This is a genomic window from Mucilaginibacter sp. GW822-FHT03E02, assembly GCF_058801545.1.
The window spans coordinates 3,164,083-3,182,008 of sequence record NZ_JBXANJ010000001.1 but is presented as its reverse complement, the minus strand read 5'-3'; the positions used below and the strand labels follow the sequence as shown (position 1 = coordinate 3,182,008).

Genomic DNA, 17,926 nt, shown 5'->3' with positions numbered 1-17,926 from the left:
TCGAAAAGTCGGGTGTTCAATTGACTTTCGCTTATCTTTCCCAGGGCTGTTTAGCCGGCTGAGTAGAATGTAGCACCTTGTGAAGCACAGGTTGCTAAGACATCGCAGGGTCTAATCCCTCCGTCTTTCTCCATAAGCACTGCAAAGGTGCATAATAAAGCGGTAAAATGCAATAGTTTATATGGCCGGCTATGTGTACGGTAAGTAAATTTATGTGCATAAAAAAAGCTGCCTTTGCGGGGCAGCTTCTAAATAATAAATATTGGTTGCTTATTATCTTCTTCTGCCAAATAAACGCAGGATCATCAGGAAAAGGTTGATGAAATCAAGATATAAGGTTAAGCCGCCCAATAGCGCCATTTTTCCCGCAGAAGCATCGCCATATTCAAGGCCGGCGCCAATGCGTTTCAGTTTTTGAACATCATAGGCGGTTAAGCCAACAAATACTGCAATGCCGATATAGCTAATAATATATTCCAATTGGGTGCTGCCTATAAACATGTTAAATAACGAAGCAACGATGATACCTATCAGGCCCATCATCATTAGCGAGCCGAATTTTGTTAAATCGGTATTGGTAGTATAACCTGCTATTGCCATGATGCCGAAAACAACCGAAGTTGTCACAAATACGCCGATTACCGAGCCGGTGGTGTAAACAATGAGTATATAGCTTAAACTGATACCCATTACCGCCGAGAAAGCTACAAATAGCAAGGCCGCCACAGCATATGAAAGGCGCTGAAAGCCAAAAGAAATGATTAAAACAAATGCCAGCGGAGCAAACATTACTAATGTGCCTAAACCTGTATTACGGCCGGTTTCCGGGTCCCTGAGCATTTGATATAAGGCTTGGTTTTGAGAAAACACATACGCGCAAATGGCAGATATGCCCAAAGCCACAAACATCCATAAAAATACATTGGCTATAAATTTACGCGATGCGTCTTGTTCTGTTATTTGGATTACGTTTTTGTATTCGTATCCAGGATCTTTAATTTCCATTTTTTGATAATAAATTACTACACGAATATACGAAGAATTGGTGAATATATTGTGAAGGGCAGTATCAGGTAGTTAGTATCGGGTATCAAGATAGCATATTGAATTAGTCCAAAAGTCTTTTGTCCGAAAATCCGGAAGTAAAATCTTGCTACTAACTATTTACTACTTTCTTTAATTTCTTCCTTTTTCAAATGCCCCTGCAATTGCGGGTTTTGGGGTGGTAAGCTTTTTACATGGCGTTCCACCTCTGTTTGCTGTACCGATACCGCGTAATCTGCCGGTTCAATGTGGCTGCCAATGGCCTCGGCATATACTTGGGTAAATTCAGCGCCGATGTATAGTATGGCCGATGTATAATAGATCCAAACCAGGATAACTATTATCGACCCGGCGGCGCCGTAAGCCGAGCCCTGGGCGGTGTATTGGATGTATAAGCTGATCAGGTATTGCCCCAGCATAAATAGCAAAGCGGTAAAAAAAGCGCCGGTGCGCACATCTTTCCACCTGATTTTTACATCGGGCAAAAATTTGAAGATAATGCCAAACAAGGTGGTTATCACAATAAGGGTGAGCGCGAGGTTGATCCCTTTCAGCAGAAACCCCGTTACAATTGGAAAAAAATGTGCTATCCTTCCCTTTAAAGCATCAAGTACAAGGTTTATGGTAAGCGTTGCCAATAGTAAAAACCCAAGGCTTATAATTAGTGAAAAGGATACAAAACGATTTTTAAGCAATTGGACCCAACCACTTTTAGGTTTTGCTTTTACCCGCCAGATGGTATTCAATGAATCCTGTATCTCGATAAAAATACTACTTGCACCTAATAATAAGGTAACTGTGCCAATTACCACAGCCAGGCCCGATTTACCCGAAAGCGCTAAGTGTGTTAAAGCATCTTGAATTTGCCGCGCCGGTTCTTGGCCAACGTAGTGAGCTATTTGTGGATAAAGCCTGTGGGTTGCAGCATCCTGGCCAAAAACAAGACCCGCTACTGATATTATAATGATTAGTAGCGGGGCTATCGAAAAAACAGTGTAATAAGCCAGCGAGGCGCTTAGTTTCAGCCCGTTATCACTTGCAAAACCTTTGAAGGTAGCTATTAACACTTTCCAAAACTGTTTTAAATATTCTGTGCTGATAACTTTCATGTTTACCATATTAATCATTTTACTCCCCTCCTGCGATTGGCGAGCAATTATAATGCCTTTGTCGCTTTAAATGGATTTTGGTTGAATTTATAAGGCCGAAAACGGAATGTCGGCCAATTGATAATTACGCCATCCGTCAAAATCATAATGCCACCACTCGGTGGGTAATATCGTAAAGCCATGTGCGTGCATAATTGTTTTAAGTAACTCGCGATTGGCGGCTTGTAGCGGCGTGGCTCCGGGATTGTTAGTCGATGCTTTTTTGCTAAAACTATCAAAACCTGTGGGCATATCCAGTTCTTTCTCCGTTTTAAGGTCGATCAATGTGAGGTCGATAGCGCAGCCCCGATTATGTTTGGAACCGAATTTGGGGTTGGCCACAAAATTGGTATCGGGCGTGGTTTCGTAAAATGCTACGGTGACCGAATATGGCCGGTAAGCATCAAATATTTTTAGGCCAAGTCCCTGTGTTTTTAAATCAGCCTGAATATCCTTTAAAGCTTTTACAACCGGCAGCCTTGCGTATGCCTTAGCTTGTCTGTACATAACCCGATGCATAAAGTTGTTGGTTGTGGCATAGCGGATATCCAGTTTTATAGCCGGGACGTATTTTATAATTTCAACCAGGCGCTTATTTGAATCGGCCTTTAGTTGTGCTTTATACCCTGCAATGCCGCAAACGCGGGCGCTGTCAATATACTTATAGCGCTGGGCACCGGCATTAAGGCTAAGTAAAACAAAAGCAAGCAGGCAATAACGCATCATACTATTACCTGTGCGATACAATGAGCAGGTCAAGATCTTTACATGGAATTGAAAACCGCTCGCCAATGTACTTATTGGTAAGCTGGCCCTGGTAAATGTATACCGCGTTACGTACGCCCGATTTTTGCCATATCACGTTTTTAATACCGCCCTGCTCGCCTATATCCAGCAAAATGGGAGCAAAAATATTAGTGAGGGCATAGGTGGCAGTACGGGCAACCCTCGAAGCGATGTTGGGTACGCAATAATGGATAACATCGTATTTGCGGAAAACCGGGTGCGTATGGTTGGTAACCTCCGAAGTTTCAAAACAACCGCCCTGGTCAATACTCACATCTATGATAACCGAATCGCGTTTCATCCGGCTTACCGTAGCTTCGGATATGATACAAGGGCTGCGGCCATCTTCGGCACGGATTGCGCCTATAGCCACATCGCAGGTAGTAATGGCTTTTTCTAACACAATAGGCTGAACCACTGATGTGAATACCCTTGCGCCAATGTTATTTTGCAAGCGGCGCAGCTTGTATATTGATGGATCAAAAACCTTTACTTCGGCACCTAATGATATGGCTGTACGGGCGGCGTATTCGCCAACGGTACCTGCTCCTAATATTACAATCTCTGTAGGCGGCACACCGGTAATGCCTCCCAGCATTAGGCCTTTACCTTCAAAAACATTGCTTAAATATTCGGCGGCTATCAGTATTGATGTGGCCCCAACTATTTCGCTCATGGCCCTTACCACGGTTAACGAGCCGCCTTCATCAAGCAAATGCTCAAAACACAGGGCGGTAACATTTTTTTTCATGAGGGCATGCAGGCTGTCGGCTTTTAGTGTAGCCAGCTGCAGGGCCGAGATCAGGATTTGGCCATGTTTCATCATTTCAATTTCCTGCACCATTGGCGGGGCAATTTTAATGATGATGTCGGCTTCGTAAACCGTTTTGGTATCATAAACAATCAGGGCACCTTGTTCGCTGTAATCCTTATCGCTAAAATTGGCAGCCTGCCCGGCATTGCTTTCCAGCATTACCCGGTGGCCATTATTCACTAACAGCGCAACCGAAAGCGGTGTTAGCGGAATCCTGTTTTCCTGGAAGGAAATTTCCTTGGGAATACCAATAAATAATTGATTCTTTTTGTTTTTGACCTCCAGCATTGATTCCTGGGGCTGCATCATGGCCTGTTTGGCAACATCCGAAAACCCGCTGTATTTCCCTGAACTCATGTATATGTTTTTTTCTGGCTGATGAAGATAAGAAAAAAGGATGTATCCTGAAAACTAAATATTTTCCACGTCAACCTGCCTTGCTCCATCGTCCAACACTTTAATAGTTATGTTTGAATAATGTTGAGGCAATAGGTTCGGTATCTTTTCGGGCCATTCAATAAAGCACCAGGCACCGGCGTAAAAATATTCTTCATAACCCATATCCAGCGCTTCGGTTTGATCTTTAAGACGATAAAAATCAAAATGATAAATTTTATCCTTGGCCGTATGGTACTCGTTAACTATAGAAAACGTAGGGCTGCTGATATTATCAGTAGTGCCCAGCACCTTGCATAATTCTTTGATCAGCGTGGTTTTACCCGCGCCCATATCGCCATAAAATAAAAAAATACGGTTATTGCCGGCATGCTCAATAATTGCCTGGGCTGCCTGGGGTAAGTTGGATATGGATGGAATGGTTAGTTGCACAATGTATAATTTAAATCCGTCATTGCGAGGAACAAAGCAATCCCCAACTATGCATTTCGACCTTGCAAGTCGCCCGGTATAATCGGGGATTGCTTCGTTCCTCGCAATGACGGGTGGCCAATGTTCTCCATATAGGCTACGACATTCCAAAATTAATCAAATATCTTCAACCAAAAATTTCAAAAATCTATTGAATACTTTAATCAACTTGGCTCTCAAAAATATTTTCAAAAAAACTCATCAATCCATAACAAAACCTGTTGTTTTGTATATAACCACGCTACTATGAGCAATATCCTTCATATCCTTAATGGCGATTCAACATGGCATAGCTTTAACCAAACCGGCCTTGATGGCGATGTGATGGTTTGGCGCGAGGTTTTATCAGAAGGTCCCTTGATGGAAAATATCTCGTCGGGCACTTTCTGGAGCAATCGATCCAGGTGGATCAGAGAAACTTTTAACGAGCCGGAAGAAGAATATCAGCATAAGGTGATTGACGAACTGGGCAAACTAAACGGCCAATACGACGAAGTGAACCTTTGGTTTGAGTTCGACCTGCATTGCCAGGTAAACCTGCTGGGCGTAATGTGCATGCTGAACCAGCAAACCAATATGTCGGCGCCTGCTGTATTCCTGATTTGCCCCAATGATTTTCCTGGTATCGACGATTTTAAAGGTATCGGCCAGTTAAATGGCGATCAGCTGGAAGACCTGTATGACAGCCGTGAACAACTGAGCGACTGGGAATTCGAGCTGGCGGCCGAAGCCTGGCCTTTATACGTTAACGGTAATGCCGATGAATTGGAACAATGGCTAAATGAAAATTCCTTTTGGGGTGCCTTACACCTTTTGAAGCCGGCGCTGCTTGCTCATTTAAAACGCTTACGGGTAAATTCGGAAGGGCTAAATCACATTGAGCAAAAACTGCTTGACATTTATAACAGCGGTATAAAAACCAAGCCCGAAATGTACTATGCATTCTGGTCGACAGAGAAAATATATGGCATGGGCGATAGCGAGATTGATGTTTATCTTAAACGCCTGAGCGAAAAACAGCTCATAAATTAATCTACCGGTGTGCCCGCAATGTTATCAAGTTAAGAAATTACGAGCGATTTAAATATCGAACACTCAATGTCCAATATCGAATAATGAAGGAAAACTTCGATGTTGGACATTCGAAATTCGCTATTCGATATTATTTGTGCTTGCTTTTTTAGGCCTCCCCCCTACGGTACCGTGACCGCTATGGTTGGCGACCGCTCACTTTCATTCTTCATCCTGTCAAGCGCCGTTACTACATAAAAATAGGTTTTGCCTCTTTGGGCCGTATTGTCATCATAGCCAGGGTTGGCGTTGTATTGAATCTTGAGGATGTTTTTAGGATCGTCTATATTTATTTTCTCGTTATCAAAACGGTATATCACGTAGCCGTAAACAGGCTCTTCGTCTTTAGCCAAAAGTGGTGTCTGCCACCTTACCGCTACGCCTCCTCTTAGCCCTGGGCGGGCAGTAACGTTTAGCGGGGCATTGGGGCCTATAGAATCGCGCCAGAGCATCACCGGTGGCAAGGCGGGATACCGGTAATAATTATCCCGCAACGAATCGGTTATCCCCAGGGGGTTATTGGTAAGCGAACTGGAACTGAAATACACACTTCCCTGTACCCTCGGGTTATTCCTGATGAGGGTTATCTGGCCGGGCAGCTGGCCGGGGTTTTTAAAAGCCAGGGTTTTACGTTCATTAATACGGTAAGCGGCCTGGCCTATATAAAGGTGCCGGCCATAGGTGTTTTCGCTCCACCATGTTAGCAGTTTATCAAAAGCGGCAGCCCGGTTACCAATAGGCCAGTATAATTGCGGGTTTATATAATCAATCCAGCCTTCCTGCATCCATTTGCGCGAGTCGGCGTAGTTTTCGTAGTAGGATGATCCGCCATTGGTTTCAGATCCCCCGTCGTTTTGCGCCTTATTAGCCCAGATACCAAACGGGCTGATACCGAATTTAATATTAGGATCATGCGCATGCACGCTATCGGCAATCATTTTAATCAGCAGGTCAACATTATGGCGGCGCCAGTCTTTTATATTATCAAAGCCCTGCCCGTATTTGGCGTAGGTATCCTCATCGTTTATTTTTTGGCCGGCAATGGGGTAGGGGTAAAAGTAATCGTCCATGTGTACACCGTCAATATCATAGTTATCCACCACATCTAATATTACCTGTACTATATAGTCGCGCACTTCGGGCAGGCCGGGGTTAAAGGTTTTGATGCCGCCATAGGTAAAAAACCAGTCTGGCTTTATCCGGGTGATGTGCTGAGGGCTAAGCGATGCAAAGTTGCCATCAAAAGTTGCCCGGTATGGGTTAAACCAGGCATGCAGTTCCATACCGCGTTTATGGGCTTCGGTAATGGCAAATTCCAAGGGATCGTACCCCGGATTTTGGCCTTGCCTGCCGGTTAAATATTTTGACCATGGTTCGCGGCTTTTGGCATAAAGGGCATCGGCGGCGGGCCTTACCTGTAGCATAATGGCATTAATCCCGGTTTCCTGGTGCGAGTTTAGGATATCCAGCAATTGCTGCTTTTGCTTTTCCATGGTAAGTTTAGTACTTGTTGGCCAATCGATATTTACAACAGTAGCTATCCAAACGCCCCTGAATTCGCGCTTGGGTTGGGTTTTAACAGCGGTTGGGGCATTAGCCGGTTCGGCCGGCTGGGCCTTAACGCTTGTTATGATAAACAGGGTAAATATCAATAGTAAAATATGGCGGGATATATGCATTAAAGCCGATTTATTAAAGCTGCAAAGATATAAAACTCACATTGCAGGTGTTTTATTATAACTCATAAAAATTGCTTGTATGTTGTGTTTTTGGCATTTTGTGCTTAATTTTAGCCGTCACCAATACATTTTTCAACCTGCATTTTTTTGAAAATCATATTTTTAACCTTTTTACGTTTAATATCGCTAAAGAGTTAACCACTTAAAAAAACAGTTAGAATTGCAATAAAAGCATGTAATATCAATTAATATGAATATGCTTGTACATTAACATCCCGGTAAAACGGTAAATTTTTAAAACACCAGCCGTTTTAAACTGTATTTAAACTTTAAATAATTAATTGCTATGGAAAATCAATATGGGCAACCACCTAAGAAAAACTCAAACGTAATTTATTTTCTGATTGTGGTGGTTTTGGCTTTGTTAGGTACCGATGTGTATTTGTACTTGCAAAAAAATAAGTCGGACGTACGGATAGTTACACAACAGGATGAACAAACCAAATTAAAGGCAGACCTGGACAGTCTTGAACACCAGGTTGAGTTGGTAAATGCGGGCAAGGCCAAAATGTCGGCCGAAATGATAGCCAAAAACGATTCATTAAAAGAAAAAATTAAAGTTTTACGGGTACAATTGGCAAAAGGCAAGCTTACCAAGGCCGAATTGGTAAAAGCCGAAGAAGATGTTAAGCAACTGCGCTATTTTGTAACCAAATACACCGCAGATATTGAAGAACTGCATAAACAGAATGTTACGCTTACAACAGAGCGGGACACACTGAAGAACAACCTGGCCACGGTATCTAAAAAAGCCGATACCCTTACCAAGCAAAACCAGGATTTGGATGCCAAGGTAAAAGTGGCGCAGGCCTTAAAGCTGGCCACATCAAATATTGTAGCCTATAAAATAAAGGGCAGCGGTAAAGAAGTTGACGTAACCCGCGCCGGACCTGCCAAAAAGATAAAGATTAACTTTACTGTTGCCAGCAATACATTGGCCAATAAAACCATGCACGATATTTATGTGCGTATTATTGACCCTACAGGCAACCTGATAACCGCGCCCGATGGCGGAACATTTAGCGCCGACAACGCCGACCTGCAATACACTTACAAAACAGCTATCGATTTTAAAGATGATGGCACCGAGTATACTATTGACTGGGTTAACCCAACCCCACCGTTTGTAAAAGGCACTTACACCGTGTTGCTTTATGCCGATGGCAGTACTATGGGAAAAACAGGTTTTACACTGAAATAAAATTATTCGATTTAATTAATGAAAGCCCTGTTCCGGATGATGGAACAGGGCTTTTTTTGTTAGCAGTAGGGTATAAACAATAGGGAGTTGCCCATGACAAGTTCTATTTTAGATTGTGCGGGCCTGTTACCCTGAGCCTGTCGAAGGATCGCACGGAGAGGCCTTTGCCCACTATGGTTCGACAAGCTCACCATGACAGCCTTTTTTACGATGTCATTCCCCCTTCAGCGTTTCGCGAAATTTTACCACTACCCATGACAATCTCTATTTTGGCCGCCCCTTTCTCCCAATAAATCTTTAATTATTGCTATAGCCTAATTTTTATTATTTTTGGGCACATAAAATTTAACGACATGAATTTTCCCGCTGAATTAAAGTACACTAAAGACCACGAGTGGATAAAAGTTGAAGGCAATGAAGCTACAATTGGCATCACCGAATTTGCTCAAGGCGAGCTTGGCGATATTGTTTATGTAGATATTGCATCCTTAGGGAAAGAAGTTGCTAAAGATGCCGTTTTTGGCACGGTTGAAGCAGTAAAAACGGTATCAGATCTGTTTATGCCTGTTACCGGAACAGTTACCGAAATTAACGCCGCCCTTAACAACCAGCCCGACCTGGTAAACTCAGATCCTTACGGCGAAGGCTGGATGGTGAAAATAACTATTGCCGATGTTTCGGAAATTGAAGGCCTTTTATCTGCCGATGACTATAAATCGGTTGTTGGCGCTTAATGAAAGCAACACTAAAATATCACGGGCCCGCAATATTGTGGGCCTTATTTGTTTTGACAATCTGCTCCGTTAATCTCGGGTCGGCAGGCGACTCCCCCATGTTTTTTAAGGGTTTTGATAAGCTTACGCACACCGGTTTGTTTTTTACATTGGTTGTATTGTATTGCAATGGTGTAATAAGGCAACAAAAACCAAGGCCGTTTTCGTATACACAGGCGTTGATAATAGTAATAGTCGGGATTGCTTTTGGCGGCTTGATAGAATTATTGCAATGGAAATTTTTTACGTGGCGCAGCGCCGATTGGGACGATTTTTTTTGTGATGGGCTGGGTGCATGTATGGGAATTTTTGGTGTTATGCTAACAGTAAATGCAACTGGCAATGAAAAAAAGTAAGCTTGTCATTATAATAGCAGCAATCCTGCTAACCGGTTTTTCATCATGCGGCATCTTCAAAAAAGGCTGCGGTTGCCCCACCTTTGGTACGAGGAAAGTTGCCGTGCCACAAAACAGGGCGTAAAGCTATCTTCCGTTTTTGCGTAATTTTAAATTATGTGATCCTTGTCATATTTCGCCATTCTTATTTGGATTTAATATAAATAAGCTTACATTTGCTCAGGTTAATTTTATACGATGAGACTTTCACAACTTGAAGTAGGCGAAATAGGGATTGTTAAAGAATTTACTGACCTTGAAATGTCGGTTAAATTGATGGAAATGGGATGTTTACCGGGTGAAGAAATTAAAATTTCGCGCATAGCGCCCCTTGGCGATCCGATAGCTATTCATGTTTCAGGTTATCAGCTAAGCCTTCGTAAATTTGAGGCCTCCACTATTATTTTGCAGTAGTTTTTGTAACCATTGAAAGCCGATATAAGAGTTGCGCTTGTAGGAAATCCAAACACCGGTAAATCAACTCTGTTTAATATACTAACCGGTCTTAATCAAAAAATAGGAAATTTCCCTGGGGTTACTGTCGACAAAAAAACGGGTTTTTGCCAGCTGCCCGATGGCCGCACTGCCGAAATTATCGACCTGCCCGGTACCTATAGCATCTACCCCAAAAGTAAAGACGAGTCTATTGTATTTTCTGTTTTAGCCGATAAAGCTAAAGACATGGTGCCCGATTTGATCGTGGTGATTCTGGATGCATCCAACCTTAAACGCAACCTGCTGCTGTATACCCAGATAGCCGATCTGAAAATTCCGGTTGTTATAGCCCTTAACATGATCGATGTATCGGAAAAAGCCGGTATCATCATCGATGTTAATTTGTTTGCTCAAAAGCTGGGGGTTCCTGTGGTTCCAATATCCGCCCGGAAAATAAAGGGGATCGATCAGCTTAAAACAACTATAGCCTACGCTAATAAAATTGCCCTGCAGCAGGATACTATTGATGTAGATACGATTGCACCAAAACTGGTAGCGCAAATTCAGGCCGAATATAAAATTGATAATCCTTACTTAGCACTACAGTTGGCGCACCAGCACGAAACACTCGGCTTTTTAACGCCTGCAGAAAGCGACCGTATTGAGGAGCTGGAAAAAGAGCATGCTTTCCACTCGCAAAAAGCCCAGGCCGCCGAAACTATTGCCCGCTATAACTTTATAAACGACCTTTTATACGATACCGTTAAAAAACCCGAAACGGCGCATGACGAAACCGTAAGCAATAAAATAGATAAAATACTTACGCATAAGGTATTTGGCTTTATCATTTTCTTCGCCATACTGATGTTTATTTTCCAGGCTATATTCTCCTGGTCGGCTTACCCCATGTCGCTTATCGAACAGCTTTTTATAAAACTGCAAAGCTTAATAAGTAAAACCATGCCGGCCGGGCCTTTAGTTAGCCTGATAAGTGATGGTATTATTGCCGGCTTAAGCGGGGTGATGGTTTTTGTGCCCCAGATAGCCATACTTTTTGCATTAATATCTATACTGGAAGATACGGGCTACATGTCGCGCGTTACGTTTATGATGGATAAGGTGATGCGTAAAGTGGGGCTTAACGGCAAATCGGTGGTGCCGCTTATTGGCGGCTTTGCCTGCGCGGTGCCATCTATCATGAGCACCCGCAATATCGAAAACTGGAAAGACAGGATGATTACCATTATGGTTACCCCATTGGTAGCCTGCTCGGCCCGCCTACCGGTTTATACCTTATTGATTGCGCTGGTAGTGCCCGACCGTAATGTTTGGTGGGTGTTTAACATGCGGGGGCTTGCGCTTACTGCCATGTACCTACTCAGCATTGTATCGGCTATTGTAGTAGCCTTTGTCATGAAATTTATCCTGAAATCGCGCGAACGTGGTTACTTTATTATGGAGCTGCCTGTTTACCGGATGCCGAGGTGGAAAAATGTGGCATTTACCATGTACGACAGGTCTAAAACTTTTGTTTTTCAGGCAGGTAAAGTAATTATAGCGGTATCCATCATTCTTTGGGTGCTAAAATCATACGGCCCCGGCAATAGGTTTGCACAGATAGATAAAACTTTTAGTCAGCCCAAATACACTAAAACCATGACACCAGATAGCCTGGATAAAGTTATCGCATCAGAAAAGCTCGAAAACTCCTATGCCGGCGTATTTGGTCATGTAATTGAACCAGTTATTAAGCCTTTAGGGTTTGACTGGAAAATAGGGATAGCCCTCATCAGCTCGTTTGCTGCCCGCGAGGTTTTTGTAGGCACTATGGCTACCATTTACAGCGTAGAAGGCGATGCCGACAAGATGGAATCGGTACAACAAAAAATGCATGGTGCTACCAATCCTGATACAGGTAAGCCGGTGTTTACTTTGGCCGTGGCTTTTTCACTGATGATGTTTTATGCCTTTGCCATGCAGTGCGCCAGTACTGTGGCAGTGGTTTACCGCGAAACTAAAGACTGGCGCTGGCCCGCTGCCCAGTTTGCCTACATGACAGCCCTGGCTTATTCGGCCAGTTTTATGGTGTATCACTTGTTGAAATAGGTTTGAGTTCATGGTTGGTTGATCATGGTTCATGGCCTGGTTCTTCCAGACTACCGTAAAGTTCCTTTTTAAAGAAACCTGAGGGTAAGAACTTTCGAAGTTTTGCATTATTCAATGCCGGGTGCCCATAGTTTAGCTTGCGGGTTTTATAGATTAAATCGTTAAATTTGTTGATAAACAATCACCGCAGCATTGCATCATGAAAGAAGTAACCATAAAGTATAAAAACAGCAAAACGCTGGATGCTTTAAAAGATCTGGGGAAGTACCTTGGATTTTCTGTTTCTGAGCAACGCCCTGCTGTCAAAAAAAAGCAGGAATTTTATATAAATGGGGTTACCGTGATACCTGGCGACGAAGCGATAGATGTTTCGGAACTGCACGAGGTTTTTACCGGTAAAGGAATGGATGCAGCTGAATTAAGGAAATCTGGATGGCAGCGGAAAAGATAATTTGCGATACCGATGTTATCATTGACTATTTTGATACCCGTAAATCCCGTCACGAAGAAACCCGGATTATACTCGAACAAAAATAGGCTTTCAGCATATATTGATTTCCTCCATCACAAAAATGGAACTTATTTCGGGCGCCAATAACAAAGCCGATCTGCATAAAATAAGTAAAGATATCAACAGGTTCGGTGTCCTTTTAATTAACCCCGAGATAAATTTACGAGCCATAGATCTTGTTCAATCCTACAGGTTAAGTCATGGTCTTGCAATTGCTGATGCCATGATTGCCGCTACCGCTATTCAAACAGAGCTAAAGTTGTTTACCTATAATATCAAGGATTTTAAATTTATATCTAAGCTAACTTTGTATAAACCGTAACAGGGTGGTTTAAAAACAATTGGCGCTTTGTTGTAATCTAATTCCCCAATTCGCTACCGGCACTGACTATGATCTATGAACCATCAACCATGAACAATAATAATCTCTTTGTAATTACTTAAAAACTTCGGGCTATCATCCATTGGCTGTTACCTGTGGAGCTGATGAAATCATTATATTTGTGTTGAGGTAAAAATTGGATAAAGTAAAAATTTTAGAAAAGTATCTTCCGCCCGATGCTGCCCCGCTCATCGGCCGCTGGATTGACTACTTTAAATGCGAGTTTAAAATTTCGCGCAACCGCGGCACCAAATTTGGCGATTATCGTTCGCCTTATGCCGGTAAAGGTCACCGTATATCGGTTAACTATGACCTTAACCCCTATGCTTTTTTGGTAACCACCGTACATGAGTTTGCACACCTGCATACCTGGAACGAGCATAAACAAAAAGCCAAACCACACGGCACCGAGTGGAAAGGCAATTTTAAAAGAATGATGCAGCCTTTTTTCGAAAAGGATATTTTCCCGCCCGATGTTAAGCACGCCATCACCAGTTACCTGGATAATCCGGCGGCTTCCAGCTGTTCGGACTTGAACCTGTACAGATCACTCCGTAAATATGATGCACCCAAAGAGGCGATGCTGACTGTCGAAAAAGTCCCGTTTAAAGCCCTGTTTAAAATAAAAGGCGACCGCGTTTTCAGGAAGGAAGAGCAGCTGCGCAAGCGTTTTAAATGTGTAGAGGTAAAAACCAAACGCGTTTACTTGTTTAGCCCGGTTGCCGAGGTGGAATTGGTAGAGGAGTGACAACGTGAAAAAGGGCTGGCATGCTGAGCTCGTCGAAGCATAGCGGGCAAAGGCCTCTCCGCGCGACCCTTCGACGGGCTCAGGGTGACAGGCCCGTTTTTTGAGAGAAATATATGACTAAAACAAATAAGTCATAGTTAAATACTATGCAATTTACGATTCTTACCCGCGTTTTAAACTCATCCCCGCCCAACAAATTAAATCCGTACTTTTACCCCATGGCAAAAGTTATATCATTTGAGAACAACCCTTACCAGGAGAATACTTACATTTTATATGATGAAACCGGCGAATGTGCAATTATTGATCCGGGAATGTATACCGCTACAGAGCAAAATGTGGTGGCGAATTTTATAAAGGATAATAATTTAAAACCCGTTTTATTACTAAATACTCATTGCCATATTGACCATGTACTGGGTAATAAATTTGTATTTGATAAATACGGGCTTAAACCCAAATTTCACCAGGGTGAGTTGCCGGTGCTGACTGCCGTAGTATCGTACGCCCCTCAAATGGGCATCAGGTATGAGGTATCGCCATTGCCGGATGAGTATTTGGCCCAAACAGGTAGCATTAAGTTTGGCAATACCATTTTAGAGCTCATCTTCGCCCCCGGTCATTCGCCCGCGTCATTGTGTTTTTATGATAAGGAGGCCAATATTTTAATTGGCGGCGATGTGCTGTTCAGGCGTAGTATTGGCCGTACCGATTTACCCGGCGGCAATTTTACCCAGCTAATGGATAGTATTGAAAAAAAGCTGTTTGCCCTGCCCGATGATTGCACCGTTTACCCAGGCCACGGCCCCGAAACAACTATCGGTTACGAAAAACAAAATAACCCTTTCTTAAGTTAAAAGTCAAAATTAAAAAGTCAAAAAAAACTGCCTAACTCATCACTCAAAACTGTTAACTTAAAACTTACTTGAACACCTCGGTATACATAGCAAAACGATACTTGTTTTCGGGCAAGAAGATGCACGCCATCAATATCATCTCGGGCATATCCATGCTTGGGGTGCTGGTTGGTAGCGCCGCGCTTATTATTATTTTATCGGTGTTTAACGGGTTCGAGAAGGTGATCCTGTCGCTTTACAGCAATTTTACGCCCGAAATTAAGATAGAAACACGCCTGGGCAAAACGTTCGACCCCAATACGCCTTATTTTACATCGCTGCATACCGATCCGCAGCTGTTTTCATTTACCCAGGTGCTGCAGGAAAAAGCTTTGATAAAATATGGCGACAAGCCGTTTTTAGGGACAATAAAAGGGGTAAGCGACGATTTTTTAAAAAATGAACAATTGGACAGCACTGTACAAAACGGCTCCTTTACGCTGAAAAGCGGCGGGCGCAACTTCGCGGTAGTTGGTGCAACCATCCAGGGCAACCTGGGTATTAATGTACATGATGCGCTGCTGCCTATCCAGATATTTTCGCCGAGCCGAACCGCGGTAAACTCCGCAAATCCGTTGGATGAGTTCAGGGTACGGTCCATAAATCCATCGGGCGTGTTCGGTATCCAGCAGGATTTTGACGATATTGTGGTAACACCCATTGAGTTTGCCCGAGATCTGCTCGATCAGCCTAAGGAAGTAAGCTCGTTGGAGCTTATTTATAAAAAAGGCACCAATCTTGAATCGGTTCAAAGCAAAATAACAGATGCCATAGGCAAAAGCTTCACGGTAAAAAACCGTAAGCAGCAAAATACCGAGCTTTATAAAACCCTGAACTACGAGCGCTGGAGTATTTTTATGATACTAACCTTTGTGCTTATTATAGCAATATTCAATATCATTGGCTCGTTAACCATGCTGGTTATTGATAAGCGTGCAGATATTGCCATTTTAAGTAGCCTGGGGGCCAATAAAATGCTGATACAGGGCATATTCTTTTTTGAAGGGATGATGATATCGATATTTGGTTGTATTGTTGGTATTGCCCTGGGCCTGGGCGTTTGCCTGGTGCAGCAACACTATGGCTTAATAAAAATGGGGGCAACGCTATCGGTGCTCGACGCCTATCCCGTAGATTTGGAAATAGCCGATTTTGGGTTGGTTTTTTTAACAGTAGGAGCTATTTCTGTAATCGCATCAGGAATAAGTGCACGATTAAGCATTAAAGGATTGGACGAAATCAAACAGGATTTGTAAATTTGTTATATGAGGATAAGCTATTTTCGGTATTTGGCCTTTTTATTTGTTTTTTTTATAGCGGCATCCTCATGCAACAGGAAACCGGATAAGGCAGATAAACCAGTTATTTATAAAGGTTTATATAGTTTTGGTCCCGAGATAAAATCATTTAAGGATTGTGATAACAGTCAGGAATTTTGGGTGGTAGACAGCTCGGCACGGCTGGAGTTGCAATACTCTCAAATGAATTTCGAAAAACCTTATGAGCCAGTTTATGTTGAGGTAGAGGGGGTAAAATTAAAATCGGGAAAAGAGGGGATGGGCTCGGAGTATGATAGCACCCTTGTGGTAAAAAAAGTAGTAAAAATAACAAAAGAGATCCCGCAGGATATGTGTAATTAGCTTTAAGTCCAAAGTCGAAAAGTCCAAAGTCGAAAAGTTTATTTCTCTTTTCTACTTTTAACTTAAGACTTCCGACTAAAGGCTTCCGACTTCCTAAAGGGAACCAAATAAATAAACATCTGCCTCAATTGGCGTTAACTTATCAACATGGAATCAAAACGTCAGCAAAAATTTGCAGGGGTAATACAGGAAGACCTGGCCGCCATTTTTCAGCGCGAAGGCATGAATTATTTGCCTAATACCCTGGTAACCATAACCAAAGTACGTGTAACCCCCGATTTGGCCATCGCCCGTATTTTTTTAAGCTTTTTTGGCAACACTAATTTGCAGCTGGCCTTGCAAACCGTTAAGCTACATGCCTCCGAAATTCGTTACAAACTGGGTGCCCGCATTAAAGACCAGGTAAGGATTATCCCCCAGCTGGAGTTTTTTGTGGATGATACCAGCGAATATGTAGAACGTATGGATAAGATCTTCGACAAAATAAGCAAGGAAGAGCGCCAGCCTGATACCGAATAGCAATCAAGTCTTAAGTTCTAAGTCGGGATGAGTCTTGAGTCAATAAAGATAAAACCATTCTTAAGGCTTAAGGCTTGGGGCTAATGACTTAAAATGATCAATACTTCATGCACCGGCACCAACAGCTGAAAGCTTATTTACAAAACAACTCCGATGCCATTGGCAAAGTGGTTGACTATAATGCCGGTACCGACCGGCTTTTTCCGTTGGATTTTACCGCCGCCAATACCGGGTTGAGTACCGCCATCATTGGCGATACCCAACGGTTTACCAATTGGGTAAGCGATAAACTGAAAGCAAATAATTGCCGTTACGGCATTGGCGGCTACCTGGAACACCGCACTATTTACGCCGCAAGCGCCCACTTTGATACCGAAGACGAGCCACGTCGCCTGCATTTGGGTGTTGATATTTGGGGGCCGGCGGGTACGCCTATTTATACGCCATTGGCAGGCAAAGTACATAGCTACCAGGATAACAACAACCCGGGCGATTATGGGCCATGCATTATACTGCAACATAGCCTTGATGGTTTAATACTATATAGCCTCTACGGCCACCTGAGCCGCAAAAGTTTAGAGGGACTCACTGTAGGTATGTCGGTTGAAAAAGACCGGCAAATAGCCACCCTTGGCGATAATACCGAAAACGGCCACTGGCCGCCTCACCTGCATTTTCAACTGATGTTTGATATGGAAGGAAAGTTTGGCGATTACCCAGGTGTATGTAAATACTCCGAGATGGAAAAATATAGGGCTAATGTGCCTGATCCGGGGTTGTTGCTGGGGTTTTAAGGATATTTTTTAATAAAAAATTGTCCTCTGGAACTAAGGCTCTACCTGCTGTGTACG

Annotated in this window: 20 protein-coding genes and 1 riboswitch; of the genes, 14 read left to right on the top strand and 6 right to left on the bottom strand. The window is 43.0% G+C overall.

Going from position 1 to position 17,926, the window contains the following annotated elements; translation table 11 throughout:
• Positions 1-28 precede the first annotated feature (28 nt).
• Positions 29-139: riboswitch (SAM riboswitch) on the bottom strand.
• A gap of 134 nt (positions 140-273) precedes the next feature.
• The 5 genes from AC1RM2_RS13360 to tsaE all read right to left on the bottom strand — a co-directional run bounded on the left by AC1RM2_RS13360 (position 274) and on the right by tsaE (position 4,620).
• On the bottom strand, positions 274-1,005 hold the full coding sequence (locus tag AC1RM2_RS13360; protein ID WP_492985559.1) for a Bax inhibitor-1/YccA family protein: 732 nt from the start codon (positions 1,003-1,005) through the stop codon (positions 274-276).
• A 155-nt stretch (positions 1,006-1,160) separates the two neighbouring features.
• Positions 1,161-2,153 carry a YihY/virulence factor BrkB family protein gene (locus AC1RM2_RS13355; protein WP_492985558.1) on the bottom strand — a complete coding sequence of 331 codons (993 nt, stop codon included), beginning with the start codon at positions 2,151-2,153 and terminating at the stop codon, positions 1,161-1,163.
• 87 nt (positions 2,154-2,240) lie between these two features.
• On the bottom strand, positions 2,241-2,918 hold the full coding sequence (locus tag AC1RM2_RS13350) for a M15 family metallopeptidase (RefSeq protein WP_492985557.1): 678 nt from the start codon (positions 2,916-2,918) through the stop codon (positions 2,241-2,243).
• Positions 2,919-2,922: 4 nt separating this feature from the next.
• Positions 2,923-4,149, bottom strand: coding sequence for an alanine dehydrogenase (locus tag AC1RM2_RS13345; RefSeq protein WP_492985556.1), 1,227 nt, complete (start codon positions 4,147-4,149; stop codon positions 2,923-2,925).
• Positions 4,150-4,203: 54 nt separating this feature from the next.
• Positions 4,204-4,620, bottom strand: a complete 417-nt coding sequence (gene tsaE, locus AC1RM2_RS13340; protein ID WP_492985555.1) for a tRNA (adenosine(37)-N6)-threonylcarbamoyltransferase complex ATPase subunit type 1 TsaE — start codon at positions 4,618-4,620, stop codon at positions 4,204-4,206.
• 285 nt (positions 4,621-4,905) lie between these two features.
• On the opposite strand from tsaE, the gene AC1RM2_RS13335 reads away from it, so the two are divergent.
• The gene (locus AC1RM2_RS13335; RefSeq protein WP_492985554.1) at positions 4,906-5,691 is read left to right on the top strand and encodes a DUF1835 domain-containing protein; all 786 of its coding nucleotides are present in this window, start codon (positions 4,906-4,908) and stop codon (positions 5,689-5,691) included.
• A gap of 161 nt (positions 5,692-5,852) precedes the next feature.
• On the opposite strand, the gene AC1RM2_RS13330 is transcribed toward AC1RM2_RS13335, so the two are convergent.
• Complete coding sequence (locus AC1RM2_RS13330) at positions 5,853-7,409, bottom strand: glycoside hydrolase family 10-like protein (protein WP_492985553.1); 1,557 nt, start codon at positions 7,407-7,409, stop codon at positions 5,853-5,855.
• Positions 7,410-7,755: 346 nt separating this feature from the next.
• Between AC1RM2_RS13330 and AC1RM2_RS13325 the strand changes: the two genes are divergently transcribed.
• From AC1RM2_RS13325 to AC1RM2_RS13265, 13 genes are all read left to right on the top strand, one after another.
• Positions 7,756-8,670, top strand: a complete 915-nt coding sequence (locus AC1RM2_RS13325) for a DUF8428 domain-containing protein (RefSeq protein WP_492985552.1) — start codon at positions 7,756-7,758, stop codon at positions 8,668-8,670.
• 353 nt (positions 8,671-9,023) lie between these two features.
• Positions 9,024-9,404 carry a glycine cleavage system protein GcvH gene (gene gcvH, locus AC1RM2_RS13320; RefSeq protein ID WP_492985551.1) on the top strand — a complete coding sequence of 127 codons (381 nt, stop codon included), beginning with the start codon at positions 9,024-9,026 and terminating at the stop codon, positions 9,402-9,404.
• The gene (locus tag AC1RM2_RS13315; RefSeq protein ID WP_492985550.1) at positions 9,404-9,799 is read left to right on the top strand and encodes a VanZ family protein; all 396 of its coding nucleotides are present in this window, start codon (positions 9,404-9,406) and stop codon (positions 9,797-9,799) included. Before gcvH ends, AC1RM2_RS13315 begins: the two co-directional genes overlap by 1 nt.
• 237 nt (positions 9,800-10,036) lie before the next feature.
• Complete coding sequence (locus AC1RM2_RS13310; protein WP_477362556.1) at positions 10,037-10,252, top strand: FeoA family protein; 216 nt, start codon at positions 10,037-10,039, stop codon at positions 10,250-10,252.
• 12 nt (positions 10,253-10,264) lie between these two features.
• Positions 10,265-12,379, top strand: a complete 2,115-nt coding sequence (gene feoB / locus AC1RM2_RS13305; protein WP_492985549.1) for a ferrous iron transport protein B — start codon at positions 10,265-10,267, stop codon at positions 12,377-12,379.
• Between the two features lie 199 nt (positions 12,380-12,578).
• Positions 12,579-12,830, top strand: a complete 252-nt coding sequence (locus AC1RM2_RS13300) for a hypothetical protein (protein ID WP_492985548.1) — start codon at positions 12,579-12,581, stop codon at positions 12,828-12,830.
• A 100-nt stretch (positions 12,831-12,930) separates the two neighbouring features.
• Complete coding sequence (locus tag AC1RM2_RS13295) at positions 12,931-13,212, top strand: type II toxin-antitoxin system VapC family toxin (RefSeq protein ID WP_492985547.1); 282 nt, start codon at positions 12,931-12,933, stop codon at positions 13,210-13,212.
• A 196-nt stretch (positions 13,213-13,408) separates the two neighbouring features.
• Positions 13,409-14,020, top strand: a complete 612-nt coding sequence (locus AC1RM2_RS13290; RefSeq protein WP_492985546.1) for a SprT-like domain-containing protein — start codon at positions 13,409-13,411, stop codon at positions 14,018-14,020.
• A 218-nt stretch (positions 14,021-14,238) separates the two neighbouring features.
• Positions 14,239-14,877 carry an MBL fold metallo-hydrolase gene (locus tag AC1RM2_RS13285; RefSeq protein WP_492985545.1) on the top strand — a complete coding sequence of 213 codons (639 nt, stop codon included), beginning with the start codon at positions 14,239-14,241 and terminating at the stop codon, positions 14,875-14,877.
• A 68-nt stretch (positions 14,878-14,945) separates the two neighbouring features.
• Positions 14,946-16,172 (top strand): ABC transporter permease, encoded by a 1,227-nt coding sequence (locus AC1RM2_RS13280; protein WP_492985544.1) that lies wholly within the window; start codon positions 14,946-14,948, stop codon positions 16,170-16,172.
• Positions 16,173-16,181: 9 nt separating this feature from the next.
• Positions 16,182-16,556 (top strand): hypothetical protein, encoded by a 375-nt coding sequence (locus AC1RM2_RS13275; protein WP_492985543.1) that lies wholly within the window; start codon positions 16,182-16,184, stop codon positions 16,554-16,556.
• Positions 16,557-16,703: 147 nt separating this feature from the next.
• Complete coding sequence (gene rbfA / locus AC1RM2_RS13270) at positions 16,704-17,075, top strand: 30S ribosome-binding factor RbfA (RefSeq protein WP_477362545.1); 372 nt, start codon at positions 16,704-16,706, stop codon at positions 17,073-17,075.
• 107 nt (positions 17,076-17,182) lie between these two features.
• Positions 17,183-17,869, top strand: coding sequence for a peptidoglycan DD-metalloendopeptidase family protein (locus AC1RM2_RS13265; RefSeq protein ID WP_492985542.1), 687 nt, complete (start codon positions 17,183-17,185; stop codon positions 17,867-17,869).
• The last annotated feature ends 57 nt before the right edge of the window (positions 17,870-17,926 follow it).

Bases quoted from the DNA above. Each gene is read 5' to 3' on its own strand.
- AC1RM2_RS13360 (WP_492985559.1), bottom strand. From the start codon at position 1,005: ATGGAAATTAAAGATCCTGGATACGAATACAAAAACGTAATCCAAATA.
- AC1RM2_RS13355 (WP_492985558.1), bottom strand. From the start codon at position 2,153: ATGAAAGTTATCAGCACAGAATATTTAAAACAGTTTTGGAAAGTGTTA.
- AC1RM2_RS13350 (WP_492985557.1), bottom strand. From the start codon at position 2,918: ATGATGCGTTATTGCCTGCTTGCTTTTGTTTTACTTAGCCTTAATGCC.
- AC1RM2_RS13345 (WP_492985556.1), bottom strand. From the start codon at position 4,149: ATGAGTTCAGGGAAATACAGCGGGTTTTCGGATGTTGCCAAACAGGCC.
- AC1RM2_RS13335 (WP_492985554.1), top strand. From the start codon at position 4,906: ATGAGCAATATCCTTCATATCCTTAATGGCGATTCAACATGGCATAGC.
- AC1RM2_RS13330 (WP_492985553.1), bottom strand. From the start codon at position 7,409: ATGCATATATCCCGCCATATTTTACTATTGATATTTACCCTGTTTATC.
- AC1RM2_RS13325 (WP_492985552.1), top strand. From the start codon at position 7,756: ATGGAAAATCAATATGGGCAACCACCTAAGAAAAACTCAAACGTAATT.
- gcvH (WP_492985551.1), top strand. From the start codon at position 9,024: ATGAATTTTCCCGCTGAATTAAAGTACACTAAAGACCACGAGTGGATA.
- AC1RM2_RS13315 (WP_492985550.1), top strand. From the start codon at position 9,404: ATGAAAGCAACACTAAAATATCACGGGCCCGCAATATTGTGGGCCTTA.
- AC1RM2_RS13310 (WP_477362556.1), top strand. From the start codon at position 10,037: ATGAGACTTTCACAACTTGAAGTAGGCGAAATAGGGATTGTTAAAGAA.
- AC1RM2_RS13300 (WP_492985548.1), top strand. From the start codon at position 12,579: ATGAAAGAAGTAACCATAAAGTATAAAAACAGCAAAACGCTGGATGCT.
- AC1RM2_RS13285 (WP_492985545.1), top strand. From the start codon at position 14,239: ATGGCAAAAGTTATATCATTTGAGAACAACCCTTACCAGGAGAATACT.
- AC1RM2_RS13275 (WP_492985543.1), top strand. From the start codon at position 16,182: ATGAGGATAAGCTATTTTCGGTATTTGGCCTTTTTATTTGTTTTTTTT.
- rbfA (WP_477362545.1), top strand. From the start codon at position 16,704: ATGGAATCAAAACGTCAGCAAAAATTTGCAGGGGTAATACAGGAAGAC.
- AC1RM2_RS13265 (WP_492985542.1), top strand. From the start codon at position 17,183: ATGCACCGGCACCAACAGCTGAAAGCTTATTTACAAAACAACTCCGAT.